General features: G+C 59.6%; 22 protein-coding genes. 13 read left to right on the forward strand and 9 right to left on the reverse strand.

From position 1 onward, the window contains the following. Positions 1-568 precede the first annotated feature (568 nt). Entirely contained in the window at positions 569-841 is a 273-nt protein-coding gene (locus AB5164_RS04900) for a helix-turn-helix domain-containing protein (RefSeq protein WP_117848843.1), read from the reverse strand. Between the two features lie 254 nt (positions 842-1,095). Between AB5164_RS04900 and AB5164_RS04905 the strand changes: the two genes are divergently transcribed. Beyond that, positions 1,096-1,365, forward strand: a complete 270-nt coding sequence (locus AB5164_RS04905; protein ID WP_117769543.1) for a hypothetical protein — start codon at positions 1,096-1,098, stop codon at positions 1,363-1,365. A gap of 95 nt (positions 1,366-1,460) precedes the next feature. Here AB5164_RS04905 and AB5164_RS04910 read toward each other — a convergent pair whose 3' ends face one another. Next, on the reverse strand, positions 1,461-3,950 hold the full coding sequence (locus AB5164_RS04910) for a phosphatidylinositol-specific phospholipase C (RefSeq protein ID WP_368142700.1): 2,490 nt from the start codon (positions 3,948-3,950) through the stop codon (positions 1,461-1,463). Between the two features lie 305 nt (positions 3,951-4,255). Beyond that, complete coding sequence (locus tag AB5164_RS04915) at positions 4,256-4,849, reverse strand: hypothetical protein (RefSeq protein ID WP_368142699.1); 594 nt, start codon at positions 4,847-4,849, stop codon at positions 4,256-4,258. Positions 4,850-5,309: 460 nt separating this feature from the next. On the opposite strand from AB5164_RS04915, the gene AB5164_RS04920 reads away from it, so the two are divergent. The 8 genes from AB5164_RS04920 to AB5164_RS04955 all read left to right on the forward strand — a co-directional run bounded on the left by AB5164_RS04920 (position 5,310) and on the right by AB5164_RS04955 (position 16,104). Then, a complete protein-coding gene (locus AB5164_RS04920; RefSeq protein ID WP_368142698.1) occupies positions 5,310-5,942 on the forward strand; it encodes a cyclodeaminase/cyclohydrolase family protein in 633 nt (210 codons plus the stop codon). A gap of 2 nt (positions 5,943-5,944) precedes the next feature. Further along, positions 5,945-6,799 (forward strand): bifunctional 5,10-methylenetetrahydrofolate dehydrogenase/5,10-methenyltetrahydrofolate cyclohydrolase, encoded by an 855-nt coding sequence (locus AB5164_RS04925; RefSeq protein ID WP_368142697.1) that lies wholly within the window; start codon positions 5,945-5,947, stop codon positions 6,797-6,799. 366 nt (positions 6,800-7,165) lie between these two features. Further along, positions 7,166-8,689, forward strand: a complete 1,524-nt coding sequence (locus AB5164_RS04930) for a C69 family dipeptidase (protein WP_368142696.1) — start codon at positions 7,166-7,168, stop codon at positions 8,687-8,689. A 99-nt stretch (positions 8,690-8,788) separates the two neighbouring features. Next, positions 8,789-9,205, forward strand: a complete 417-nt coding sequence (locus tag AB5164_RS04935) for a hypothetical protein (protein ID WP_368142695.1) — start codon at positions 8,789-8,791, stop codon at positions 9,203-9,205. Positions 9,206-9,213: 8 nt separating this feature from the next. Continuing rightward, on the forward strand, positions 9,214-10,977 hold the full coding sequence (locus AB5164_RS04940) for an ABC1 kinase family protein (protein ID WP_368142694.1): 1,764 nt from the start codon (positions 9,214-9,216) through the stop codon (positions 10,975-10,977). A gap of 430 nt (positions 10,978-11,407) precedes the next feature. Continuing rightward, a complete protein-coding gene (locus AB5164_RS04945) occupies positions 11,408-13,549 on the forward strand; it encodes a DUF4430 domain-containing protein (RefSeq protein WP_368142693.1) in 2,142 nt (713 codons plus the stop codon). After that, positions 13,546-15,192: an InlB B-repeat-containing protein gene (locus tag AB5164_RS04950; protein ID WP_368142692.1), complete on the forward strand. Its 1,647-nt coding sequence runs from the start codon at positions 13,546-13,548 to the stop codon at positions 15,190-15,192. Before AB5164_RS04945 ends, AB5164_RS04950 begins: the two co-directional genes overlap by 4 nt. 9 nt (positions 15,193-15,201) lie before the next feature. Beyond that, positions 15,202-16,104, forward strand: coding sequence for a DUF4430 domain-containing protein (locus AB5164_RS04955; RefSeq protein WP_346978911.1), 903 nt, complete (start codon positions 15,202-15,204; stop codon positions 16,102-16,104). A gap of 159 nt (positions 16,105-16,263) precedes the next feature. On the opposite strand, the gene AB5164_RS04960 is transcribed toward AB5164_RS04955, so the two are convergent. From AB5164_RS04960 to AB5164_RS04970, 3 genes are all read right to left on the reverse strand, one after another. Next, entirely contained in the window at positions 16,264-16,671 is a 408-nt protein-coding gene (locus AB5164_RS04960; protein WP_022095123.1) for a GtrA family protein, read from the reverse strand. A 219-nt stretch (positions 16,672-16,890) separates the two neighbouring features. Continuing rightward, positions 16,891-17,286 (reverse strand): GtrA family protein, encoded by a 396-nt coding sequence (locus AB5164_RS04965; RefSeq protein ID WP_368142691.1) that lies wholly within the window; start codon positions 17,284-17,286, stop codon positions 16,891-16,893. Positions 17,287-17,364: 78 nt separating this feature from the next. Continuing rightward, a complete protein-coding gene (locus tag AB5164_RS04970; RefSeq protein WP_368142690.1) occupies positions 17,365-19,281 on the reverse strand; it encodes a fructose-1,6-bisphosphatase in 1,917 nt (638 codons plus the stop codon). 320 nt (positions 19,282-19,601) lie between these two features. Between AB5164_RS04970 and AB5164_RS04975 the strand changes: the two genes are divergently transcribed. Next, positions 19,602-20,492 carry a DegV family protein gene (locus tag AB5164_RS04975; RefSeq protein WP_368142689.1) on the forward strand — a complete coding sequence of 297 codons (891 nt, stop codon included), beginning with the start codon at positions 19,602-19,604 and terminating at the stop codon, positions 20,490-20,492. A gap of 80 nt (positions 20,493-20,572) precedes the next feature. On the opposite strand, the gene AB5164_RS04980 is transcribed toward AB5164_RS04975, so the two are convergent. Further along, on the reverse strand, positions 20,573-21,664 hold the full coding sequence (locus tag AB5164_RS04980) for a beta/alpha barrel domain-containing protein (RefSeq protein WP_152068286.1): 1,092 nt from the start codon (positions 21,662-21,664) through the stop codon (positions 20,573-20,575). Positions 21,665-21,855: 191 nt separating this feature from the next. On the opposite strand from AB5164_RS04980, the gene AB5164_RS04985 reads away from it, so the two are divergent. Then, positions 21,856-22,026, forward strand: a complete 171-nt coding sequence (locus tag AB5164_RS04985) for a hypothetical protein (protein ID WP_215673345.1) — start codon at positions 21,856-21,858, stop codon at positions 22,024-22,026. A gap of 24 nt (positions 22,027-22,050) precedes the next feature. Here the strand turns inward: AB5164_RS04985 and AB5164_RS04990 are convergent, their stop codons facing one another. Together AB5164_RS04990 and AB5164_RS04995 are read right to left on the reverse strand one after the other, a co-directional pair. Continuing rightward, on the reverse strand, positions 22,051-23,154 hold the full coding sequence (locus AB5164_RS04990) for an RsmB/NOP family class I SAM-dependent RNA methyltransferase (RefSeq protein WP_368142688.1): 1,104 nt from the start codon (positions 23,152-23,154) through the stop codon (positions 22,051-22,053). Positions 23,155-23,195: 41 nt separating this feature from the next. After that, positions 23,196-25,346 carry a methionine--tRNA ligase gene (locus AB5164_RS04995; protein WP_368136887.1) on the reverse strand — a complete coding sequence of 717 codons (2,151 nt, stop codon included), beginning with the start codon at positions 25,344-25,346 and terminating at the stop codon, positions 23,196-23,198. A 132-nt stretch (positions 25,347-25,478) separates the two neighbouring features. Here AB5164_RS04995 and AB5164_RS05000 point away from each other — a divergent pair, with 132 nt between their 5' ends. Continuing rightward, positions 25,479-26,045 carry a DUF3267 domain-containing protein gene (locus AB5164_RS05000; RefSeq protein WP_368136888.1) on the forward strand — a complete coding sequence of 189 codons (567 nt, stop codon included), beginning with the start codon at positions 25,479-25,481 and terminating at the stop codon, positions 26,043-26,045. Between the two features lie 10 nt (positions 26,046-26,055). Further along, on the forward strand, positions 26,056-26,221 hold a 166-nt coding region (locus tag AB5164_RS05005), incomplete at its 3' end, for an epoxyqueuosine reductase QueH (RefSeq protein WP_368147863.1).

A 26,221-nucleotide genomic window follows, 5' to 3' on the forward strand; every position in this document is an offset into this window, starting at 1 on the left:
GGACCCGTACCCGTTCTGGCTGGATTAATGGATGGAAACGGGTGTTCTATCGGGACACACATTTTGTCCTATAAGCCCCGGCCCTTTTCTATGACTCCCTTCGCTATCCGTTACTGCTTATATTCCCGCCAGATCGCGTAGAGGTTCCGGGCAATGCCGGTCGCGTACATCGAGAGGCGCAGGATTTCAAGAAACAAGTTCATAGGCTTCACCCCAATCGGAGATCGGAGCGTTGCCCGCAGGCGGATTCCGCGGCAGACAAGATTTTACCCTATACGCCGCAGCGGGGGATATCTGACCCCAGTGTTAGAGTGGTGTCCATTTGCATGGATGACCGGGCATGATCGCGACATGTCCTGGAGTTGAAATGCCGCTGGGGATACGAGGGGGAGCCGGGGTCGGATGTTGGGGCTCAACGAAGCAAGTGGCGCTTCTGTCTTTTTGGGATCGGGGATGCGAATCAGCCTGCAGCAATGGGCCCAGCTCGATTCGGGGCGCAGTGAGTCCCGAATCGAGCGTTCCTGGCTGCCATGCATGTCAGGTGATGAAAGCCCACAGCGGCATCGCCTTACACGGCAACGGGGGCCTCTTTGGGGCGTCCCACCCTTGGTGCATCGGCGAGTCGTGCCTCGATGGAGGCTTTGGACATCATGTGCTTGGTGCCATCCTTCCATGAATCCAGCAGTCCTGCATTTAGCAGTTGTGACACCCGTGCTGAGCTAACACCGAGCATACGCGCGGCATCCACTGCGGTGACGGCGGGAATGTCGCCGAGTTCGCGGTTGACGGCTACAGCGATAATCTTGCCGCCGTGTCGCGGCTCATGTCCGAAGTCTGGCACGGGAAGTTCAATGCCGTCCGAATCAAAGAACTCGAATTCCCATACGTAAACCAGGTAAGACCTCCTCTAATAGCGAATAATACGAGGCGTGCTCCTAGAATATTCCGGTCGCATCGATGCAGCTGAGCATACCTATCTTAAAGCCTCGCGCGGACACGAATTGCTGTGCTGTCTGACATCATCGCATGGGGCCTTGCGGTGGTTAAAATGTGACCATAGAGGCAGTTTTAGCGAACCCCGCGGGAGTGACGCGTATGGACAACAACACGCTGCTGTTCCAGGACAAAGGTTCGGGTAGGTTTAAAGACGTCAAGATCTACCTTAACCGCATCGAGGTGCTCAAGAAGGGCACTTTTGGTGGCAAGCACACCGAGATTGTTTATCTTAAGGACATTACGGGGGTCAGCAGGATCAAGGGCCGCGACGTTTTCCTACGTAACAGGCTGTTGACTGCCTGTGTCTTTAGTCTGAGCAGCCGCTCCCAAGCTCAGGAGTTCGTGAATGCGCTGAACATGGTGATGTAGCCGATAACGGTGTTCGGGCTAAGGTAAAAATCGGGGCGCAGAACGGTATTCTGCGCCCCCCCAATTGAGTCGATGTGTCTAAAAGGCGGGCTTGCCTATTCGCTGTCGTCCCCAACGTTTTCGCGGTCATTGGCAAGCATCGCCGCGCCGGCGACCGTTGTCGCCACGGCGGCGGCAGCGAGCCCGGCGGCAACGCCAGAGCCGTCGCCCGTGTCGGCGAGTTTTCCGGTCGAGCCCTTGCTCTTGTTGCCGCCGCCGTTCTTGTCGGCGCCGTCTGCGTTGGAACTCGTGCCGCTACCGGTGCCGCCTGCACTGCCCGAGGCCGCTACGGTAAAGCTTGCGGCTCCATCGCTGGCGAGCGTGTAGTTTTGCGCCGCGTCGCCCAACAGACCTTTCGCACGCACCCAATACGTCCCCGCGGCAAATGCCTCGCCCTCGGCCATTGCCGTGCCCGGAGCGCCGTCCGCGTCGTGCACAAACTCGAGCTGGGCGGTGCAGGCGTCGGTTTCGAGCTTGCCCTCGAGTGATGCCGCAATCTTGGCGCGCACGTCTTCGCCGGCCTTAAGGCCTTCGAGTCCCTCAAAATGGGGCGTCAGCGCGAGCGGATCGATATCGATGGGCACAGAGCCCTGCAGCCCCGTAACGGTCTCGTTGCCCAGGGCGTCGACATCCACGTATTCAATGGCAAACGCATGGCCCGAAGCTGTCGCGTTGAGCGCGTTGCTGCTGTCGGCAAGGCGGAAATGACCCTCGCCAACGGTCTTGCCATCCTGGAATGAGGCATCGCTCAGCGAGTCGCCGTACGTCATGCGCATGCGGGTCGGGAGATAGTACGGGAGATAGTACGAAGCCGTCTGCTTGTGCTCCGTATCGTAATTGCGCTGATAGATGCTCCGGGCCAGCGCCGCATCAACAAAGTCGGATGCGATGATGCCAATGTGCTTGAGGTAATCTGACTTTGTATCCTCGATGCCGCTGGGATTGATGTACGGGCTCTTATACAGATGCTCGTTGACTACTCGTGCCGAGGTAAAAGGATTGCCTCCGTGCGACAAGCCCGTGCAGCTGGTGTAGTTGATAGACCAGCAACGCTCCAGGACTTTCTCCTTGGCCCCGTTATCGTCCTCGACATCTACCTCGTTGCGCGTGCGCCCGGACGTTTCCTTCAGCGCATTATCGACCCAGCTGAGCTTGTCGGTTCCCGTGAGTTTGTACTTGTCCTGGGCGTATACCTTGGTGCAATAGGGCTCTTTATCGCCTGTTTCCCCCGCGGCTTCAAAGCCCCGCGCGTCTTGGACGAGACACATAGTGGCGCTGTCGGAGTGAGCCTTGATCTTGTCATCCCATTCGGTAAGGTCGAGGCCCCACGTGTGGCCGCTTACACTGTTGCCGGCGAGCCTAAATCGACGCAGCAGAACGATCTTTCCGCGCACCTCGTGTAGCGTGGGGATTCGGCTCGACGTATAGAACAGTTTGGGGTTGTCGTCCAAAACCTTGGCGAAAGCCGTCGTAACACTTTCGTCGGTAGCCTCGTCGTTGCCTCGTGATACAAGCATGATGAGCGCTTCTGTCGGGTTTTCGTTCAAAAACGTTTTAAAGTACCCGATGACATCGGAGAGATGCAGATAGTCCCCGTCTTTTTTGAATAGGTAGAAATCCCCGTGGCAGATGCCAGGGTTGTCGCCCTTTCCGAGCCGGATATCAAAATAGCGAATGCCTTCGAGCAACTGCGTGGGAATGTAATCCTGCTGGCATTTTACTTGCGAGGATTGGGGCTCGGTGTCGTTGTCCACGCTACAGGTGCCCGAATCGTGCGTACCCGGGATGCTCAGCTCGTCGAGGAACTTGTTGTCGTCGACGTATTTCATCCAACATGGCCCATCGACGTAGCTGCTGTACGTGATCCAGTCGAGGCTGCTAACCGTGGCATCGTTCTTTTTCATGTCGTAACCGATAAGTTCGAGCTCCCACGGAATGCTCTTACTCTTATGGCAGATCTTATTGTTGTCCTGGTCTTCGCCGTTCGATTCTATTGCCAGGTACTTAATGTCTTTTTTCTCGGTTTCTTTCTCGACCGTGCGGTCTCGGATGATATAGGTTCCGTTTGATTGCCGCTCGAACGCAAAAGCGCGGCTGGGCTTGTTGTCATACTCGCCGCTCCATACGTGGATGACCTTTCCGTCTTTGTCCGAGTCGCCATCGACCGACCAAATGCTGTAGCCCGTCTTTTTATGCTCTTCGAAATTGAGCAAGGTGCGGATAGCATACCAGTTTGTATCGTCATTCTTGGTCGTTACGTTCTCAAGGATGAGCTTGCTGGACGTGCCGTCATTAAACAGATGGCAGACGTTGCCGATGACGTTGCCGTCTTCGTTAACGCTTGCGGTACGAAAATAGCCCGCGGGGCGAAGGCGAATGACGAAATTGTCGAGGCTGACTGCTGGCCCGGCCGTGCTGTCCGCAAAGGCTGCCCGCGGGCTAATGCCCAGCATGGCGGTTTCGGGCAGGCTTGCAAGTGGCGACAACGCCGCGAGTCCAAGGCCCAACGTAAATGCTCGGCGGCTGATGGCGCGGTGTTCGGTCATAACTTCTCCATTCGTAGAGTGCGGTTATGCGATAGTTTTGGTCACTATACTGCTCAGATGTTTAAAGATGCTGGTTTAATTGTCTGCGCGGCGCAATAAATCGGCGGGCGGACGTGTTGGGGTGCTTGTCGTTTTCGTACTGTTGCTACATTTGGAGCGGTTCCGGCGTCCGGCATCCTCGCGTTCGTTGGCTACCGGCATAAGAAAGGGAGGGTCGGTTTACCGGCCCTCCCTGGGTACGAAGCGCTGGGGTACCGTCGCTTGTTTGCACTGCGCCCGTGTTTCCCGCTGCGCTCGCCAGTCGCTTAACGCTTGATCTCGATATCGTCGAGCTTGACGTCCATGGCCTCGGTCTTGGCCTCGGCGATGTCATCGGCAAATTCCAGGGACTTCATCATGGTCTCGACGGCGTCCTTGTGCTCCTCGACGTTGTCGATGCGCACATACACGCTGCCACCGTCAACGTCGGTGAAGTACTCGGTCGTCACGCCGCCCGAGTGCGTAAAGTAGGCGCTGCGCCAGGTCTTGCCGTTGTACTTAACGGGATCGCTCTCGGTCCATCCGGAGTTGGCATTCCACTTTGCCTCGTAGTCGAACAGTTCATCGGCGTTCTTGTCAGAGTCGAAGACGGGGATGAAGCGATCGCTGGCGTGCTCGCTCTCGGTGAACTTAAACTGGGCCCTGTCGGCGGTGTCGCCTGCGACGTCGGTGATCTCGACGCCCTCGGGGACCTCGACCTTAAACCAAATGAAGTCGGTCCTCATATCCACGGCTGGCTTTTCTGCTCCACCGCCACCGCCACTTCCGGTAGCGCCGCCGCTGCCACCGCAGCCCACCAGGGCAACTGCGGCAAAGAGGCTTATGCAGAGGGTGAGAATCGCAAAGGCCTTCTTTTTCATGGTCGTGTCCTCCTCGATCTGTAATCGCCCATGGATTACCTGCCTTTACTGTACGCGCGAGCGGCTCCTTCGGGTGGGCCATGTGTCCCATTCTGGGGGCCGGATTTGCGCCGTTAAGTGGCAATATGTCCGGGCGCAAAAGAGGGGAGGGCCGGTGCTGCCGGCTCTCCCCGGGGTGAGGTGCCCGTTGTTTTAAAGGAGCGCGTGTACGCGGGCGTTGCCCCAACAGGTTCCTTGTTTATAGATATGCCCCAGTTTGTGACGTCCGGAAGTCCCGAAAGGTGAGCCATGTGTCCCATGTTTGCGTTGGCATGGTCTATCGTGTGCCATAGAAATCCGCGATGGCCAGGTGCGCTGACGCTCGAGTACTTATGGGCTAGACTTAGCACCATTATGTGATCGATGCGGTCGGTCGGTGGTTGCCACCCGACCGATGTATATGACTTGAAGGTGCGTGCGTATGAGCCAAGAGATGATGGACAAGACCTGCCGCGGGTTTGCCGAGGCGCTTGCCGCGCGCGAGCCGGTTCCCGGCGGTGGCAGCGCGAGCGCCTTTGTGGGCGCGCTGGGCGCCTCGCTGTGCGGAATGGTTGCCCGCTACGGTGCGACAAACCCCGCGTTTGCCGATCGCGCAGACGATCTGACGCGCGCGTTTGCCCAGGCGGATGAGTTGGCGCAGGAACTTGTGGGTCTGGTTGCCGAGGACGTTCGTGCCTACGGGCAGGTGTCCGCGGCGTACGGTATTCCGCGTGACGATCCGGCTCGAGCGACCGCGATTCAGGATGCGCTGCATGTGGCCGCTATGCCGCCGTATCGCATTATGGATGCCTGCGGGCGTGCGCTGGCGCTGCTCGAGGACATGGCCGACAAGGGCTCGCGTCAGCTGCTGTCCGATGTGGCGTGCGGCGCCGTGTTCTGCCGTGCTGCTATGCAGGGCGCGAGTTTGACGCTCTTTGCGAACACCACGTCTATGAAAGATCGCGCTCGTGCTGAGGAGCTCGAGACGGCGTGTGATGAGTTGCTCGACACATGGTTGCCGCGCGCCGATGCGCTGGCGCGCCGCGCCTCCGACGCTGCGAGGAAGAGAGGATAGCCATGGCTGAACTGCTGAAGGGTGCTCCCGTTGCTCGCGCTTTGACCGAGGAGCTCGTTGCTCGCTGCGTTGCTTTGCGCGAACGCGGCGTTGTGCCGACGCTGGCCATTGTTCGTGTGGGCGAGCGCGAGGACGACCTGTCCTATGAGCGTGGCGCTCTTAAACGCTGCGAAAAGGTTGGCATCGAGGCTCGTCGCGTTTTGCTTCCTGCCGACGTCTCGCAGGACGAGCTGCTGGCGGCTATCGAGGGCATTAATGCCGACTTGGCTGTTCATGGCTGTCTGATGTTCCGCCCGCTGCCCGCCGGCCTTGACGAGAACGCCGTCGCCGCAGCGCTCGATCCCGCCAAGGACGTTGACTCCATGACGCCGGCTTCGCTGCTCACCACGCTTTCGGGACGCGGCGAGGGTTTTGCCCCCTGCACAGCCGAAGCCGCGCTTGCTTTGCTGGATCATTACGGTGTTGAGCTGGATGGGGCCAAGGTCGCGGTCGTTGGTCGGTCGCTGGTGATTGGCCGTCCCGTTGCCGCCATGCTTACGGCTCTCAATGCCACGGTGACGACGTGCCATACGCATACGCGCGACCTTGCTGCCGAGTGCCGTGCGGCTGACATTGTGGTTGCCGCCGTTGGACGCGCGCGTACGATTGGCGCGGATGCCGTTCGCGAGGGCCAGACGATCATCGATGTTGGCATTAACTGGGATGAGGACGCTGGCAAGCTGGTGGGTGACGTCGATTTTGATGCTGCGGAGCCGGTCGTTAACGCCATCACGCCCGTGCCGGGCGGCGTGGGGGCTGTGACCACCGCGATTCTCGCCAAACACGTGATTGAGGCGGCGGAGCGTGCATCGAAATAGGTGTTTTGGGCTGCTTGAGGGGTTAGCTATATACCACGTGGTCAAAAAATGCCAAATATGAGTACTGCTGTCAAGATGGTCACATATGTTTTATGACATTTGGGCTTCCTAGCGATATCCATTATCGTTAGGAAGCCCATTTTATTGAACCTATGGGGAATAACGCGGTCTCGCTTTTGGACAAATAGGGATTTTCGGCACTCATTACAAGGAAATTTGCTGCTACTAAATTGGTGACAGTACTCATATTTGGCATTTTTTGACCACAGAGGTCCCGAGGGGGTCTCGAGGGGCCGTGGTTTCGCCCTTTCTGCGCCGAAGCGATACACTGTTATCGTTTGATTTCTTCACTCAAGGAGGATGCGCATGCCGTGCACAACGATTCTGGTCGGTAAAAACGCAAGCTACGACGGGTCGACCCTGGTCGCGCGTAACGAGGACTCGTCCAACGGGGTGTTTGAGCCCAAGCGTATGCGCGTGGTGCATCCCGACGAGCAGCCGCGCGTCTACACGAGCGTCCTGAGTCACCTGACCGTTGAGCTGCCCGATAATCCCATGCGCTACACGAGCGTCCCCGATGTTGTTCCGGGCCACGGCATCTGGGCCGAGGCCGGTTTCAACGAGCTCAATGTGGGCATGTCCGCAACCGAGACGCTCACTACCAACGAGCGCGTTCGCGGCGCCGATCCGCTCGTGGACTACGTGCCCGCCAAGGGCAACGAGGGTGAGGACGGCTATGTGCCGGCGCAGCCTGGTGGCCTGGGCGAGGAGGACATGGTGACCCTGGTCCTGCCCTACGCCAAGTCCGCCCGCGACGGCGTTCGTATCCTGGGCGACCTGCTCGAGCGCTACGGCACCTACGAGAACAACGGCATCGCCTTTAGCGATGTGGACGAGATCTGGTGGCTCGAGACCATCGGCGGCCACCACTGGATCGCCAAGCGCGTGCCCGATGACGCCTACGTGACCATGCCCAACCAGCTGGGTATCGACAGCTTTGACCTGGATGACGCCGAGGGCGCCCAGACCGACCACATGTGCTCGTCCGACCTGCGCTCCTGGATGGCCGAGTGGCATCTGGACCTGACGCTGGGCGTCGAGGGCGACGGTCCGGCGACGGTCTTTAACCCGCGCGAGGCCTTTGGCTCGCACAGCGACAGCGACCATGTCTACAACACGCCGCGCGCCTGGTACATGCAGCGCTGCCTCAACCCCAGCGACGTGTGGGATGGCCCCGACGCCGACTACACGCCCGAGAGCGACGATATCCCCTGGAGCCGCGTGCCCGAGCGCAAGGTGACCATCGAGGACATCAAGTACGTGCTCTCGAGCCACTACCAGGGCACGGAGTACGACTGCTACGGCAGCAAGGGCACGCCCGCTACGCGTGGCGCCTATCGCCCCATCGGCATCAACCGCAACAGCCAGCTCGCCGTGTTGCAGCTGCGCCCCTATGCACAGCCGGCGTATCGCGCCGTGCAGTGGATGGCCTTTGGTTCCAACTCGTTTAACGCGCTGGTTCCGCTGTACGCCAACGTCGAGACCATGCCCGAGTACTATGCCGACACGCAGGCTCGCGTAACGTCCGAAAACTTCTACTGGGCCAACCGCCTGATCGGCGCCCTGGCTGACGTCCGTTTCCATGAGTGCGGCCGCGCGGTCGAGGATTATCAGGAGAAGGTCGGTGGCATGGGCCACAAGCAGATCCATGACGTCGACGCTGCCGTAGCCGCTCTGCCCGAGGTCGAGGTGCCTGCCGAGCTTGCACGCGCCAACGAGGCCTTTGCCGAGCGTGTTCGCGTGGAGACCGATGCCCTGCTGGGCAAGGTGCTTTACACCACGAGCTGCGCCATGAAGAACTCTTTCGCGATGAACGACAACGTGAGGTAGGGATTTCCCGTCGATCGAATAGCGCTAAAACGCTTTGTCGCTTTCACTCAATCTTGGGTACAAGAACGCCAATGCAGTTGTTTGTGATTGGAGACAACCATGGTTATGAAACTCGATCAGCTTGTTAACGGCGCCATTAACGTGGGCTTTGGCGCTGCCGCCGTTGCCGTCGAGGGCAGCAAGAAGGTTCTCGACGACCTTAATACCAAGGGCGAGCAGGTTCGCAAGGACACCGCCACCCCCGATATCGCCCGCAGTGTGTCCGACATGTTCGAGCAGGCCGGCGGCACCATCTCCGACCTGACCGAGCGCTTGGGCATGCAGGGCGAGACCGCGGCCCAGCGCGTGCTTGACGAGCTCATCCTTGCCCGGGTCTGCGTCATGACCGCCCCCGAGCGCACGGCCTTCCTGGCCCATGTGCGCGACATCGTCGATTCGGTCGAGGACAACGTGACCTCGGTGCCCGTCGAGTCCGTTGAGCCCGACGATGCGAAGGATACCGAAGAGGCTGAGTAGCAGCGCAGATGGCAGATTCCACCACCGATTACAACAATCTAGATCCTCTGGGTAACGAGGCGGCGGTTGTCGATGAGGTCGACGCCGTCGTCTCGGGCGCTCGCAAGAAGCCACGCGCTGTCGATATGGTGCCCGAGGAGCCCGACGCGATGGCGCCGGACGAGGAATACCAGCTCACGCCGGCGGGTCGTCGCGAACGCATCGGGCAGATTGTTCGCCTGGTCAAAAAGTACCGCGTGTGGGATAACCTCACGCCGGTTCGTTTGCGCCGCCTGCTCGAGGAACTCGGCCCCATGTTCGTCAAGATGGGGCAGATTCTGGCCAACCGGTCCGAGATTCTGCCGCAACGCTTTTGCGACGAGCTGCGTCGTCTGCGCTCCGACGTGGAGCCTGTGCCGTACGAGGTCGTACTCAGTTGTCTGGAAGAAGAATACGGCCTGCGCCTGGGGGAGATGTTCGATGCGATCGACCCCAACCCGCTTGGTAGCGCATCGCTCGCGCAGGTGCACCGCGCTCGTCTGGTGACGGGCGAGGACGTGGCCGTCAAGGTGCAGCGCCCCGGTGCGCAGCAGGTTATGGCACAGGACATCGATATCATCCGCTCGGTGGTGCGTATCGTTTCCAAGTTCGTCAACACCGATCAATTCGTTGACCTGCACGGCGTGGTCGAGGAGCTGTGGACCTCGTTTCGCGAGGAGACCAACTTTTTGGCCGAGGCCAAAAACCTCAACGATTTCTATGAGTTCCATAAGAGCGTCCATGGCGTGTCGTGTCCCAAATCCTACCTGGACCTTTGCACCGAGCATGTTGTGGTCATGGACTACATTGACGGCATCTCGATTGCCGATCCCAAACGACTGGCAGCCGAGGGTTATGACTTGGAAAAGATTGGCGCCGCGATCGTCGAGGACTATTCGACGCAGGTGCTCGACGACGGCTTTTTCCATGCCGACCCGCATGCGGGAAATATCATCCTCAAGGACGGCATCGTTTACTTTATCGACTTGGGCATGGTCGGACGCATGTCGAGCCACGACCGCGGTATCGTCAAGGATATGATCTTTGCCGTGGCCGAGGGCGATGTGCCAAAGCTCAAGGATTCGCTCATGCGCTTCGCCGTGACGCGTGGCGACTCGGCTGAGCTCGATCATTCGGCCTTTTTGTCCGATTTGGACTTTATCGTGGCTGACTTTGCGGGCCTTGACCTTAAGGACCTGGATATCGGTGAGTTTTTGACCTCGCTGTTAAACCTCGCGCGCAAAAATGACGTTGAGCTGCCGAGCGTGGTGACAATGTTCGCCCGCGGCATGGTGACGCTTGAGGGCCTGTTGACCGAGTACATGCCTAACGTCAACATGATCCAGATCATCCAGACGCACATCAAAAACGAGAAGAGCACCTACGCCCGCATGCGCGAGATGAGCCGCGACTTTGCAGCGAGCAGTTATCGCGCGGCGAAGGGCTCGCTCGAGGCGGCCGAGTATCTGGGCTTGGCTTCGCGCATGCTCACACGCGGCCAGCTTAAGGTGAACACGCAGATCATGAGCAGCGATAAGGCGCTGCGACAGCTAGGTGGGATTATCGACCGCATGTCGATGGCAATTGTGATCGCCGGTCTGTTTATCGGCTCGTCGGTGGTGTACTACGCGCGCATCGAGCCGGTTGTGTTTGGTATCCCGGTCATTGGCTTTATGGGCTACGTGAGCGCGCTGGTGCTGGCGCTTATGCTGGGCCGCAATATCTGGCTCAACAGTCACGGCGGCAAGCACTAGAGGCTGCGGCCGTCACCGCATTTTCCTATCGCAAACAATAGCTTTTACCTTGGGCTTCGCCTGCGTGCGAGGCCCTTTTGCGTGATACCATTTTGACGGTAATAATCGATGGCCTAGATGGTGGTGCGGAGACGCACGAATGCGCGGTTATCCTGCGCATTTGGGAGAATCGGGGTGCAAGTCCCCGGCTGTACCAGTAACCGTAATTCCTCTTGGCTCGGGATGCTCGCGTCGCAGATCGGACGACGTGCCCGAGTCGTTAAGGTTAAGTCGGATCGCCTCCCGTCTTGCATGCGGCTGCGGCTTTTGCCGCCGGTGTGCATAGGGCTCTGGAGGGAAGGGGGTCCCGATGGGGGAACTCGAGCGCAACATGCGCGATGACGTGGGGCAGTCTCAAGGCAACGCTCCAAGTACAGACAGTAGGAGACAAATGGATATGTTTGAGGACGAGCGCCAGCGCGTCTCGCATCGCCGTGGCGCGATTGCACGCGGTGTAGCCAAGCGCGGCCTGGTGGCATTCCTGGCCTTCGCGATGGCCTTTGGCACCACGCCGGCTCAGCTGTGGGCCGAGGGCGCCGAGGGCATTGCCGAGGCTGTGGCTCAGGCTGCGACGCCGAGTGAGGGCACGGGGGCCACGGACGGTGCTGCCGACCAGGGCAAGGCCGGGGTTTCGGATTCTGGGAGCGCGCCTGCAGCTAGTGCCGCCACTACAGAGGCAGCAACTGGCGACGAAGGCTCGGCGACGGGGGAGAGCCCTGCCACGAGCGAGCAGTCTTCGACGGCATCCGCTGGCCAAGCGGGATCTGCCGCCGCGGCTACCGTTCAGGCAGAGAACCCGACAGAAACCGGCGATGTCGCCAAGAAGCAGGTCGAGGTCTCGTTCTCGATTATCGGCACCGATGCTGACGGCAAGGCTCAGACCTGGGTGGCACCTACGCAGCTCAAGCTCGACGAGGGCGCGACGGCTGCGGATGCCTTCATTAAGCTGCAGGAGAAGACGGGCTTCAAGGCGAAGTACGAACCGAACACGGCATACGGTTTCTACCTCGAAAGCATCACATCCCCGAGCGATGGTCGCACGCTTGCCTACGATCCGACGACTTATGCCTTCTGGCAGCTGTTCGTCGACGGCGCGTCTTCCTCGGTTGGCGCGAGCAGCGTCAAGCTCACCCAGGGGCAGAAGATTGAGTTTGCCTATACGGCTGGTAGCTCGTCCCCTGTCGTTAAAGACCAGGTTGCCGCAAATGTGACCGTCATTGGTCGCGATGCCCAGGGCAAGACTCAGGCTTGGGTCGATAATGCGCAGTATGTGGTGACGTCCGGTTCGAGCGCGCTTGATCTTACGAAGGTCGCACTCGAGGCGAACGACATTGACGCCGTTGCTGCGGGCTCCTTCATTCTGAGCCTTAAGTACAACGGTGTTGAGCTGGGTACGCCCCAAGATTATTCGACCTATTGGCAGCTGTTCATCAACGGCAAGTCGAGTGACTATACGGCGGACAATGTCACCATCCATGCCGGCGATACCGTCACGTGGTTCTACGGTGGCTGGGGCGACCAGTTGCCGTCCGATTCTGTCCATGCTTCTGTTCAGGTTCTCGGTAAGGACAAGGACGGCAAGCAGCAGGTTTGGGCTTCGACGGGTCAGACGAGTCTCAAGGCAGGCTCCACTGCCAAGGATCTCCTTGAGCAGGTCGGCCTTACTCTCGATGCTGGCGAATCGTCTTGGGGCTGGTTCCTCAGCGGCATTTATTCGCCCTTCGATGGTAAGTCCTATTGTGGCTATGATGCTGCGACCAATAGCTATTGGCGCTTCTACGTAAATGGCAAGTTCGCCGACGTTGGCGCCGGTGCCTACGAGCTCCATGAGGGCGATGCCGTCACCTTTATGTATGGTGCTGACGCCGATGCCCTTCCTGGCCAGGTTCTTGGGTCTGTCGATGTTATCGGTCCCGATGTCAACGGGAACAATACGCGTTGGGGCACGGCAAGCAATGTTTCTCTGCCCGAAGGCTCCACGGCCCAGAACCTTATTGAGGCAGTTCTGAAGGCCAAGGGCGTTGCATACAACGGCTCCCAGAGTGGTGAGTACTGGTTCCTGAATTCCATTACTTCGCCGTTCGATCACAAGCCGTATGGTTGGGATGCTGCGACCAATAAATATTGGCATCTGTATATCAACGGAGAGCCCTCCTTACTCTGCGCCAATCAGATTACGCTCCAGAGCGGCGATAAGGTCACGCTTGCCTATACCACCGATAATTCGCCCATGCCCGATCCCGACAAGATTGTCGTGGATCCGAGCGCGACGACTCCTGATTGGGATGTCGAGTGGGCCGGCTACGGCAACAGTGGCAACGGTTCGACCGTAACGGATGCCAAGACGCCTGCGCAGGCCGCCGGTCTTAAGTGGGCCTTCGATTGGAAGGCCGAGTCTGGTCAGCAGTATGCCAACTGCAGCGAGCCTGTCATCGCTAACGGCTTTGTGTACATCGCGACCGAGAACGAGCTCATTAAGATCGATTCGTCCACGGGCAAAAAGGTTGCCTCTGCGCCGTTGCCTCCAAGGTGAGCTATACCTCTCGTCCGATCTATACCAATGGCCTTATCATCGTTCCGCTCAACGGCGGTGCGGTCCAGGCGATTACTGCAGACAAGCTGATCTGCAAGTGGCTGACGCCTGGTTTGACGGACTTGACGCAGAGCTCCTGCACCGTCGTTTCGGACGGCGAGTACGTCTATGTAGGCTCGGTCGATATTTCGTATGACGAGAATTACAACGCGACCTACGGCAACGGCTCCTTTGCGCGCATTAAGATTGCCACGGGCGAAGTTTCTTGGCAGAACATCGACCCTGCCGAGGGCTATTACTGGACTGGTGCGGCTTTGACGGATAAGTATGCCATCGTTCCTACGAGCGCGGGTACGCTTAAGTGCATTGATAAGACGACGGGCGATGTCGTTTCGACCATGAAGCTCGGCGCTCTCGCGAACGCCGACTGTGTCGCCGATCCGTCCAATGGTTCGACCTTCTATCAGATGACGCACGATGGAAAGCTCCATGTGATTTCGCTTTCGGCGAAGGGCGTACTGAGCGAGCAGAAGACGGTTGATCTGGGCCTTACGAATAATCTGAGCGCCCCTGCGGTGTCTGGTGACAATCTGATTGTCGGCGGACAGACGGCTACGGGCTCTGCTCTGGCTCTCTATAACCTGAAGACGGGTAAGACCACGATGGTCGCTGCTGCCGACGGCAAGGCGCTGCCGGCTGGTCTCAACGGTATTGCTGCTACTCCGTTGGTGAGTGTTCAGGGCGGCAAGACCTATGTGTACTTCACCGTTAACAGCGCGGATAGCAAGGATTACGTCAACTACTCTGCTGGTGGTGGCGTGTATCGCTATACGCTCGGCGATGCAGAGGCGACGCAGATTTATGATGCGGCTGGCCATTACCAGTACTGTGACTCTCCGGTCATTGCCGATGCTTCTGGCAATCTCTACTACATTAATGATTCGGGCACGCTGTTTAAACTTGGAGCTGTCGAGTCTTGGACGGTTGCCTTTAACTCCAACGGCGGGTCTGCTTGCGACACTAAGTTTGTTGCTACGGCCGATGGCAAGCTGGTCAAGCCGGCCGACCCGACGCGCGATGGCTACACTTTCGGCGGTTGGTATACCGATGAGGCTTGCACGCAGGCGTATGACTTTAGCACGCCGGTGACGGCCGATCTGACGCTGTATGCCAAGTGGACCAAGAATGCCGTTAACCCTGGCGGTAATGGCGGCGCTGGTTCGAATGGCGGCGGCGGTTCTGGTACCGGTACTGGTTCCGGCACTGGCGCTGGCACTGGCACGGGTTCCGGCTCCGGCTCGAAGGGCGGCGCTGTCGCCCCGGGTCATAAGCCGACGACCAAGACGACGGTGTCGACCAAGACCGAGACCAAGGACAACAAGTCCGACAAGAAGGACTCCGATAAGTCCGATAAGAAGGACGAGAAGAAGTCTGACAAGAAGTCTGACAAGAAGGACAGCAAGTCCGACAAGAAGTCCGATTCCAAGTCCGATACGGGTGCTGCTTCTACGACCACTGCTAAGAAGTCCTCTAGTGCTTCCGAGCAGGAGACTGGCACCAACCCGCTCGCCATTGTTGGCGTTGCCGCCGGCGTCATCGGTCTCGCCATCGTCGGCGTGTTCGTGTTCACCAAACGTCGGTAGGTGAGGGTTGTGTCCAATAAATCCAAGGACGCTGACCCCAAGCAACCAGATTCCTCGTTCATTCAGTTCGACGATGCAAAGCAACAGGGCGCCGCTTCGGCGGCGTCCGCCTCTCGTCGCAAGGCGCTCCTTGGCGTTCTTGCTGCCGCGTGCACCATTCTGATCGTCGTCTCGCTGGGCTTCGTCCATCCTTCCGAGAGCGGCGCCTGGTCCATTGACTGGATCGTTCAGACCGTGACGGGGGAGAGCGTCGTCGCCAAGGACACCAAGGGATCTGGCTCGTCTGCCGCTTCGGGCGAGGCTAGTTCCAAGGATTCCAAATCTTCGAATGATGCAAAAGACGAGCCCAAGGGTTCGAACGACGCCAAGGACGATTCCGAGTCTTCAAACAAGGAATCGGACAAAAACTCGGATAGCAAGAAGTCCGAGGACCGGGGCGGCAAGAAGTCTGGCGATAAATCCGCTGCCCAAAATACGGGAGCCGGTGATACTTCCAATGCGTCTGGCGGTGCTTCTTCGGGCGGTGGCCAGTCGTCTGATGGAGCCTCATCCTCTAATGGTGGAAACGCCTCCTCGGGCAGCCAAAGCGGCTCACAGGAGTCCAACTACGTTACGGTGACGGTTTCGGTCACATCGAGCGCTGTGGGCAATCCCGTGTCCTCTGGCGGCACCTTTACCTTTAACGAAGGCGCTACCGTTTACGATGCCCTGTGCGCGCTAGGCCTTTCTGTCAACGCACACGGCTCGTCGTACGGCACGTATGTTTCCGCGATTGGTGGTTTGGCCGAGAAACAGTACGGCGGCACGAGCGGGTGGATGTACTCCGTCAACGGCACAACGCCCATGACGGCCTGTAGTAACTACGTTCTCTCAAACGGCGACAACGTAGTCTGGTATTACGTTACAGGCTAGAGGCCTCGACATAGCGCGCCAGACGGGCGGTTCGGACAAACATCCGGGCCGCCCGTTTTTCGTGCGAATGGGACTGGGTCGCCGGATCTCTCGGCAAACAAAAAACCGGTTGGAACGGGAATTCCAACCGGTTATACATTCAAGCAAATAGTGAATCGACTACGACCGTGCGCCCTCGAGGAAGAAGCGGCGGCTGAAGTAGTTGTACCAGGTGACCAAGAACGTGGCGATGGCCTTCATGGCCTGGTAGCCGATGCTCAAAAACGTGACGCCCACAAACATGTACAGGTCGTTGAGGCCCAGGCCGATCACCGACAGGATGGTGAAGATCGTGAACTCGCGCTTGCGGCTCATGCCTTCGCGGTGGTCGAACACGTACTTCATGCTGAGCCAGTAGTTGACCACGACGGACGTGATAAACGAAACCGTGGTGCTCATCAAAAAGTCGAGGTGGAACAGCTCGACGAGCGCAATGAGCATGCCCCAGTCGATGCCAAAGGAGATAAGACCCACGACGGCAAACTTGAGGAACTGCTTGGTATGAGGTTGTGCCAGCGCCTTGCGCACGTAATCACATCCAATGCGTTGATGAATCGAGCAGAGGATACTTTAGAGCTTTTACAAGGGAAACGTAAGGTCTTTGCCAATAACTATATGAACTCGCCAAATTTTCAAGAGCTAATCCGCAAACGTTAAAAATTTGCCCGTAAACGAGCGACACCCACGGACGATACTGCGCTGAGTGCGCGTCGTCCGTGGGCGCCGTAATGCTGCAGGGGTTTCGAGCTATTTTGTCTCGTCGCCCTCCAGGAAGATTTTTCGGGTCACAAAGTTGTAGACCATGACAAGCGCGGTGGCACAAATCTTGGCGATATTGGCCTCGAGCCCCAGACCGGCGTTGAGCGCCAGCACGATGCCGTCGTTGAGCACCAAACCGATCACGGACAGCACGACAAAGATGATGAACTCGCGGCGGCGGCTCATGCCTTCCTTGTGCGCAAACACGTACTTCATGCTTGCGAGGTAGTTAAAGATGAGTGAGATGATAAAGCCGCTGGTGTTGGCGATTAGGATGTTGAGGCTGAGACCGTAGTGGAGCAGATTCATAATGCCAAAGTCGATAACCGTGGCAATGACACCGACGACGCCAAATTTCATGATCTGCGCAAGGAGCTTTTGCATGGTACCTGCCTTAGGGTGGCGCGGGGACGCCGTGGGGATGACAAACTCAGCAAGTTTAGCCAATCCCCGCGGGTGGTGCTAGGCGCGCTCCTCGATAGCACCGTTTCTATATGCATCGAGCAGCTGACGCAGGTCTTGGATTTGGCTGCGGATCTTGGCGCCAGTATCGGTGTCGCTCACCATGCGGCGACGGTCCGCTTGGTCAAAACGGTTGGTCTCGCTTTCGATGTCCACGTTGCGCGTGAGTGCCTCGGCAACCGTCGTAAAGGCCCGGTGCGACTTGAGGCGGCAGCCGCGCGAGCTCGAGATGAGCGTATAGCCGGCGATGCCCGTCTTGGGATGGTAAGCGCGGCAGAAGCCGCCATCGATGACCAGCAGCTTGCCCTCGGCGCGGATGGGCTGCTCGCCCTTGGTGGTTTTAACGGGCGTGTGGCCGTTGATGATGTGTCCGGTCGGCGAACATGCCATGGGCGCGACGCCAAACTCGCGCATGATGTCATCGCAGACCAAGGGCGACTTGGTAAGCGTAAAGTACGGATCCATCGGCTCGACCCAGGTGCTCTTATCGGCGATATAGGCGCGCTCAAAGGTACGCACCAGGCGTCCGCTGGCGGGTGAATTGAAGCCAATCCACAGGTACCACATCCAGTCGAGGGCATCGCGGTCGCCCACGCGCCACGCGCGGCGGGCGATGTGGTCGCAAAAATCGAGATAATCGCGGCCAGCGTGCCAGGTGCCCAGGCAGTTCATGCTGCTAAAGGTGCCGTCTTCGTTGAGCGGCACGCAGCCATGGAAGAGCAGGTTGCCGTTGGCGACCTTGTACATCGAGCCGTGGGTGTAGAGGAAATCGATATGGCGATGCAGGTGATCGGCGGTGACAAACTCTGACACGAGCTTGTCGATGATGTGCTGCTCCTGAGACGTGAGCGTGTAGGGGTCCGCCGGGTCGACGGTGGGGAAGTCGTTGGTCGTGAGCGGCCACACGCTGCCGTCGGCGAGCGTGACCGTGCCGGCGTCGTGGTCGATCTTGTCGAGCAGCAGGCGGTCGGTCATGTCGAACTCGGGATGGCGCTGGATAATCTGGCCCTCGAGCTTAAAGAGCAGCACGTTGATGGCCTTGATCAGCGGGGTGATGGACTCACCGGCGGTGTAGGTGGCATCGGCAAAGGCGACGAGCTCGCGCAGCGAGATACCGTAGTCGTTCTCGAGGATCTCGTAATTGTCGTAGCGCAGGTTGTTGCGCAGCACCGTGGCGATGCAGGCGGGCTCGCCGGCAGCGGCGCCCATCCACAGCAGGTCGTGGTTGCCCCACTGAATGTCGAGCGAATGATAGGTGAGCAGGCGGTCCATAATTTTGGCCGCGCCGCCGCCACGGTCGAAGATATCGCCCACCAGGTGCAGGTGGTCGACGGCCAGGCGCTTGATGAGCGAGGCGAGCGACTCGATAAAGTCGTCGGCGCTTGCGGTCTCTAGGATGGACTCCACGATGCGCTCGTGATAGCGCACACGATAGTTGTTCTCGTCCGGATGCGTGTGCAGCAACTCGTCGATGATGTAGGCGTAATCGCGCGGGATGGCCTTACGCACCTTGGAGCGCGTATAGCGGCTTGAAAGCGAGCGAGCGACCATGATGAGCTGGTCGAGCATTGTCTTGTACCAGGTGGGGGAGTCCTCGCGCCGGCTGCGGACCAGCTCGATCTTCTCGCGCGGGTAGTAGATGAGCGTGCACAGCTCGCCCTTTTCGTCAAAGGAGAGCGTGTCGCCAAAGATCTCGTCGACATGTTCGCGCACGACACCCGAGCAGTTGTTGAGGATGTGCATAAAGGCTTCGTACTCGCCGTGCACGTCGCTCATAAAATGCTCGGTGCCCTTGGGTAGGTTGAGGATGGCCGAGAGGTTGATAATTTCGGTAAATGCGGATTGTTCGGTGGGGAACTGTCTCGACAGCAGGCGCAGATACTTGAAGTCTTGCGGGTTGCGATCGAATGCGACCATGAAACACCTTCCGATGGGGCTGGTAAAACTGATAAACAGCGTCAAACGTTTACCAGTATGCGCCGCTTTTGTTTCGATTTTGCGCCAGCGGCTGAATTGTCGGATGAACGGTTTGGTAAATCGATTTAGTTGAGGTAGATATGGCGGTTGAGTGGAGACGACAGAGGGTGTTTTCTCAGATATTTTTGCGTGGGGCCGGTGGAGACGATGGTGGTAAAGATGTTCACTATTTTTGGTTCGATTTGGTAAATAGTGGACATATGTACCGCATGTAGGCTCACTGTGCGATAATTTGCGCAGCAATGAGTAAGGAGCCTCATATGAGTGATTTTGTCCTGACCTGTGAATCCGCCGCCGACCGAACCCGTGAGTTCTTTGAATCGCGCAATATTCCCGTCGCGTATTTTCATTACGAGATCGACGATGTTGTCTATACGGACGATCTGTATCAGTCGATTACGCCGGACGAGTTTTTTGCCCAGATTGCCGCGGGCGCCATGCCCAAGACGTCTCAGGTGAGCGTGGGCGAGTACGAGGAGTTTTGGGAGCCGTTTGTTGCCGAGGGTAAAGACGTGCTGCACCTGACGTTGTCGTCGGGTATTTCGGGCACATATGGATCGGCCTGCGTCGCGGCGCAGATGCTTGCGGATCGCTATCCCCAGGGCGGCAAGGTACGCGTCATCGATTCGCTGGGGGCGTCTTCGGGCTTTGGTCTGTTGCTGGAATATGCCGCCGACGTGCGCGATAGCGGGGCTTCACTCGACGAGACGGCCGCTTGGATCGAGGAGCATAAACTCAACCTGCACCACTGGTTCTTCTCGACCGATCTGTCGAGCTACCTGCGCGGCGGTCGCATTTCGGCCGCGAGCGCGATCATCGGCACGGCGCTCAAGATTTGCCCGCTTATGACGGTCGATTGCGAAGGTAAGCTGTCGCCACGTGAGAAGATTCGCACTAAGAAGCGAGCGATTTCCGAGATGGCTAAGACCATGATGGCACACGTACAGGACGGTGCAGATTATTCGGGTAAGTGCATCATGTCGCAGTCGGCGTGCCGCGAGGATGCCGAGGCGGTCGCGGCGCTGATTGAGGAACAGGTTCCGCAGCTTAAAGGCAAGATTGAGATCAATGACATCGGTACTCTGATTGGCTCGCATACCGGACCTGGTACGGTGGCGCTCTTCTTTATGGGCGACAAGCGCGTGGATTAATTTGCCCCATCACGTCGCTGCATGATTGCTCAAACGAAAACGGCCCGCCTCACGTTTGTGGGGCGGGCCAAGATGTTTTGCTAGCGTTTCTTTCCGCGGAAGAAAAAGCCGTGCAGTGACGGCTTGAGGCCGCGGTTGGCGCGATGCTCCTCGACGCGCTCGTGGATCGAAGCGACGCGCTCGATGACTTCGTCGGGAATCGGCACATCGGGATTCATGTTCTCGACTTGGCTGACCTCGGCGGCGGCGACCTGGTCGATAATGGGCACGTCGTCGCGCGAGATGACAGGTGTGGCGTCTTCCTTCATCTTGCGATAACGCTGCATCATGTCGGTCTGTAGCTGCTGGGCCGAAGGCGGTGTCCAGATGATGGCGTTGGCGCCGGCGGCGATGGTCTCGCGAATGCTCTCGGGCGTCTTGCCGCCCGGCGCGATAAGCGGCAGGTTGGGATAGTGCTCGCGCAGCTCGCGTAGGACCTGGGGCGTGTTCTTGCCGGCGGCGATGTTGAGAATCTTGGCTCCAGCGCGCACCTTGGCGTGGGCATCGTCGTCGCAGCGAACGACCGTGGCGATGACGGGGATGTCGGCGATGTTGGTGATGTGCTCGACCATCTCGGCAGTAGCGGGGGAGTTGACCACGCAGCCCGCCGCGCCCTGCATCTCGGAGACGGCTGCCATCTGCACGGAGCGCTTACCGGTCGTAGTTCCGCCACCCACGCCTACAAAGACCGGGCACTCGGCGACGGTCAGCAGCGCTTGCGTAATGGCGGGCTGCGGCGTGAAAGGGTAGACCGCAAAGACGGCGTCGGCGTTGGAGTTGCGGATAACCGCGACATCGGTGGTGTAAATGAGCGACTTGATGCGTCGGCCAAAGAGCGTGAAGCCGCTGGCCTCCTCGATCTCGTCGGGCATGCGAAGGGCAGCCTTGCGCAGGCGTCCGTCGATGGGCAGGGGCTCCATAGGGAGCAGGCCGTTGGGCGTGACGGCTACTTGGGGCTCGGTGAACTCGTCTGCAAGCTCGACCTCGGAAAAATCGACCGAGGCGACGATGTCCTTGTGCACCTCGGCGGGCACATCGATGGGAGCTTGGTCGTTTGCCGCCGCAGGCGTGTCGAAGGAGCTGGTGCCGACGAAGGCGTCGACGCGCTCATTTAGATCGTTGAGGGTATCCATGGAGGCTCGATTCTATGTGATAACGGCCGGCGCTATGCAGCCGGAATTGCGAATGCTAAATCGTTTGACGAGTTGATTTTTCCCCGCCGCGCCATCCGTTAGACCGAAGGGCCGGTGAACGTGAAGGAGCTGTGGTGGCGGGGATCGAGGTGCTATCTTGAAAGTCCCGTTTACAAGAGAGGTGACGCGGTATGGAATTTTCGGCAATGTTGGGCTCGATTGGCCTGTGTGTGGGCGCAATCGTTGCCGCCGCGGTCATCTACTTTGTGGTCACGGCCATTAAGGGCAAAAGGGCCGAACGCAAGGAGCGCGCGATGCTTAAACAGCATCGCGACCAGCAGGGCAAACGCGCACAGAGATAGCTTGTTGAGTTTTGGATCCGTGCGCTAGCTGCGTTTTCGGATCAGGGCAATGTAGAAGCCCTCAAAGTCGCGGCTAGGCGGAATGGTCAGCGTGCCGGGCATACCGTTGGCGACGGCCGAGACATGGCCGGCAGCGATGGCCTCGGTGAGGGCGTTGCTCTCGACGCGTGGCTCTTCGCCAGCTTCCTGGGCACGGTGCGCTTCGCTTTCGCTCGGCGTGCCGTCGAGGGGGATAAGCTCGCAGTCCATGTGCTTGTCGAGGGCCTCTTGCAGGGCGTCCTCGTTTTCCTGCGGCATGATCGAACAAGTGGAATAGACGAGCGTGCCGCCCGGCTTGAGGGCACCCATGGCGCGGTCCAGAAGCGCGCGCTGCGAGCGGGCGCACTTGCTCAGCAACTGCTCGGTCAGGCCGCGCAGGCTTTTCTCGTTGCCGCTGATGACGGTGCCCGTGCCGGTGCAGGGGGCGTCGAGCAGGATGCGGTCGAAGCGGAAGAACTCGTCGAGCTCGCGTGCGTCGATGCGCATGACGGGCACGTTTTTGGCACCCTGGCGATGGAGGTTTGATTCGAGCTTCTCGGCGCGGGGGATGTTCATCTCACAGGCGGTGAGGTGTGCCTGTCCCTGCGTGAGGGCGGCGATCTGCGTCGTCTTGCCGCCAGGGGCTGCGCACATGTCCAGGATGTCCTCGCCTGCCTGGGCGCCCAGGACCAACGGCGGCATCATGGATGACAGGCTCTGCAGGTAGATCTTGCCGTCGCGGTAGATGTCGAGGTCCCACAGATCGGAAACCTGGGCCTCGGGCAGGATAAAGGCGTCTGGGTACCAGGCGACGGGGTTGTGGGCGATGCCGGCTGCATCGAGCGCCGCAGCGATGTCCTCGGCGGTCGCCTTGAGCGTGTTGGCGCGCAGCGTGACCGGGCGTGCGGCTGCGGCACCGAAGCCCTCGATCATGAGGTGAGCATCGGCGGGCGCATAGGCGCCGGCGACCGTGTCGACCATAAAGCGCGGCAGGTCGGCGGCGCAGAGAAGGGCGGCAAGCTGGTCGGAAAGCTCGGTAGCAGCAAACTGCCTGAGCTTGAGCTCGGCCTTGACCTGCTTTTTCTGCTTACGACGACGCGGCTTGGACATCCGTCTTTCCTTCCCATTCCATTACATGTCGAGTGTTGTTTTTAGTACTGGCTCTCGTGCTTGCTAAAGAAGTCGAAGCGCGGGGGCAGCGGCTTCACGCGGTGCTCGCCGGGCTTCTCGCCCAGGCTCTCCACAAACTCGTCCGTGGAGGCAAAGATGTTATCCCAGCTAAAGAAGGCGACCGGATCGACGTCGAAGTACTCGCAGATGAGCTCGCAGCCGGCCGGCACAATACCGTGCATCAGGACGGTCGCCACGCGCAGCTCGGTAAAGGCGTCGACGAGGGCCTGCGTCATCGCGGCGTTTGCCTCATTACCCTCGAGCTTGTTGGCGGCCTTGGAGGCGTCGCTCCAGCGCTTGTTGGCGGCACGCAGGTAGTCGTCGCACACGGCGAGCGCGCGGTGCGTCTCGAACTTGTACATGGCCTGCTCAAAGGCGAGAGCTGCCTGCTGGGCGGCTTCGACCACGGTGTCAGAAGCGGCACCGGCGGGGATGCAGCCGTTGCGGTAGGGGCTCTCGTCGCCTTCCTTGATGGCAACGCCGTAGAAGCAGCTGCGGGCCAGGCGGTTGAAGACGCCGGTCAGCAGCGCGCTCTCCTTAAGGGCCGGATCGATAACGCGCTTGTCGTCGCAGGCGCGCACCTCGTTGCCGTCCTTGTCCTTGCCGGTCACACGCGTGTCGTATGCCTTGGGGCTAAAGCTCACCGGCTTTTCGGACAGGCCGAGCGACAGCCAGTGCGCGCGCATCTGCTCGCAGGTGTAGTGGTTGAGCAGGTCGTCTGCCGGCGGGGGAGGCGTCTGCGAGGACGAGCTGGCCTTTTTGCCCATGTAGAGCAGGTGGTAGCAGGCGCTGACGGTGCTCTGCGTGAGGTTCCAGCCCAGGGCCTCCCACATGGCGGTCTGCGCGATGCAGTAGAAGTAGATGTTGTCCTGACCGATAAACTGGTAAATCTGAGCGTCGTCAGAGCACCACCAGTCGCGCCAGTCGAGCGAGCTGTGCTGGTAGGTGGGCGCGGGGACCTGCGTGGAGTCGGCAGCGGGCTCGCCCATGAGGACGGCATCCTGGGCGGCGACGCCCTCGGTCACGCCGGCGGCCTTGGCATCGCGCGCGAGCACGGTACGCGTATAGCTGATGGGCGCCCACAGGCTCTCGGGCCAGCACCAGCAGGTGACGTCGGAGACGCCATCGACCTCGGGCACCGGAACGCCCCAGTCGATGTTGCCGGTGATGCGGAAGGGCACGAGCGCCTTGCCGCTGCGGAAGCGCACACCACCGTTGGCGAGCACTGCGTGGGCGTCGTCGCGCTCCTTCCAGCTGGGGAAGGTGACGGTAAAGCTGCTCTTGTTGCCCTCGGGCTCCAGCACGGTGTGCTCGGGAAGCTGATCCTCGACGGCATCAAAGGCCTCGCGGAACTTGTTCTGGATGTAGAGCTGAGCCGGCAGCAGCCACTCCTCCATGGTCTTGGAGACCACGGAGCGAACCTGCGGGTTCTGGGCGAGCTTGGCGGTATAGGTCTTCATAAAGTCGAGGTAGGCCGGCAGGTCGAAGTAGAGGTTGTCGACCGGGCGCAGCTCGGGCACCTCGCCGGTGAGCTGGCTCTTGGGCGCGATGAGCTCCTCGGGCTCAAACTGGTGACCCAGGTCGCACTCGTCGGCGTAGGCTTTCTCGGACTTGCAGCCCTGGATGGGACAGCGGCCGATGACCTGGCGGCCGTTGAGGAACGTGCCGGCCTTGGCGTCGTAGAACTGCAGCGTGGAGCGCTTGGAGATGGTGCCCTGCTCGTGCAGGCGCTCGATAATCTCAGCGGTTACCTCGTTGTGGATCTGGGCCGCCGGCTCAAGGCCCGAGCCGCCGTAGATGTCACAGCTGATGTTGTAGTTGTTGAGGGTCGCGGCCTGGCGGGAGTGATTGGACTCGACATACTCGCTAATGGACTTGTCGTAGCCCTCGTTCTCCTTGAGCTTGCGGTAGCTCTCCATGATGGGCGAGCCATAGCAGTCGGTGCCCGAGGTGAAGATGACGTTCTCGCGGCCCAGACGGTCGCGCAGGAAGCGGGCGAAGAAGTCGGCCGGGACAAAGACGCCGCCGACGTGGCCAAAGTGAAGGCCCTTGTTGCCATAGGGCTCGCCGGCGGTAACGATGGCGCGGCGAGGCCAGCTGGGACGGTCGTTCATGGAGTATTTGGATGCCATGGGACTCCTTCGCATATGGTGAGAGCGCAGTCGGGCGTGGGGCTCGGCGGCGCGGTGGTCAATTCGTGCATATCGTTCGACATTATCGCACATGCGGACGGGTACGTGGCAGGGGCGCTATCCTAAGATGCTATGAATGAGATTTCCAACATACATGCGTTTGAAGACGAGGATTTTCTGCACGCCTGCTTTGTGTGGGGGATGGCCGTGCTCGGCGCATTTGCCGTGTGCTTGGTGCCGGTGTTTATGCTGATGGGCGGGCCTGCGGACTTGGATGCGGCTGACGCGGGCGGCTGGATGGCTGTCGTGGGCTGGATAGTCGGCTTGGCTGCGGTTTCTGCGGCGTCATTTGCCGTGCACGAGCTGGTGCACGGTGTGTTTTTTAAGCTGCTGGCGCCTGCGGGCGCGAAGGTGACCTTTGGGGCGAATCGCGAGACGGCGATGATCTATGCCTGCGCCGAGGGCGTTGTGTATTCGCGCCGGCGGTACATGGCGGTTTGCCTGGCACCGACGGCTGTTGTGACGACAACGCTTGCCCTGGGGTTTGCGTTTTCGGGCTATCCGCTGCTGTGCTATCTGGCGGCCGGCTTGCATTTGTCAGGCTGTGTGGGCGACTGGTATTACGTGCGGACCATTTTGCGCGACCGCCGCATTGTCGCCTGCGAGGACACGTCCTTCGGCGTGCGCTTTTTCGGGTGAGGAGATGTCGATGAAGCCGTTGTTGTTGCACGCCTGCTGTGCGCCGTGCTCTCTTGAGCCGGTCCGCCTGCTGCGCGAGGAAGGGTTTGAGCCCACAATCTGCTGGACCAACCCCAATATTCAGCCGCACGATGAATGGCAGCGGCGTTTGGACGAGCTGCGCCGGTGGTGTGCCG

The organism is Collinsella aerofaciens (assembly GCF_040915425.1).
Lineage (GTDB): Bacteria > Actinomycetota > Coriobacteriia > Coriobacteriales > Coriobacteriaceae > Collinsella > Collinsella aerofaciens_BW.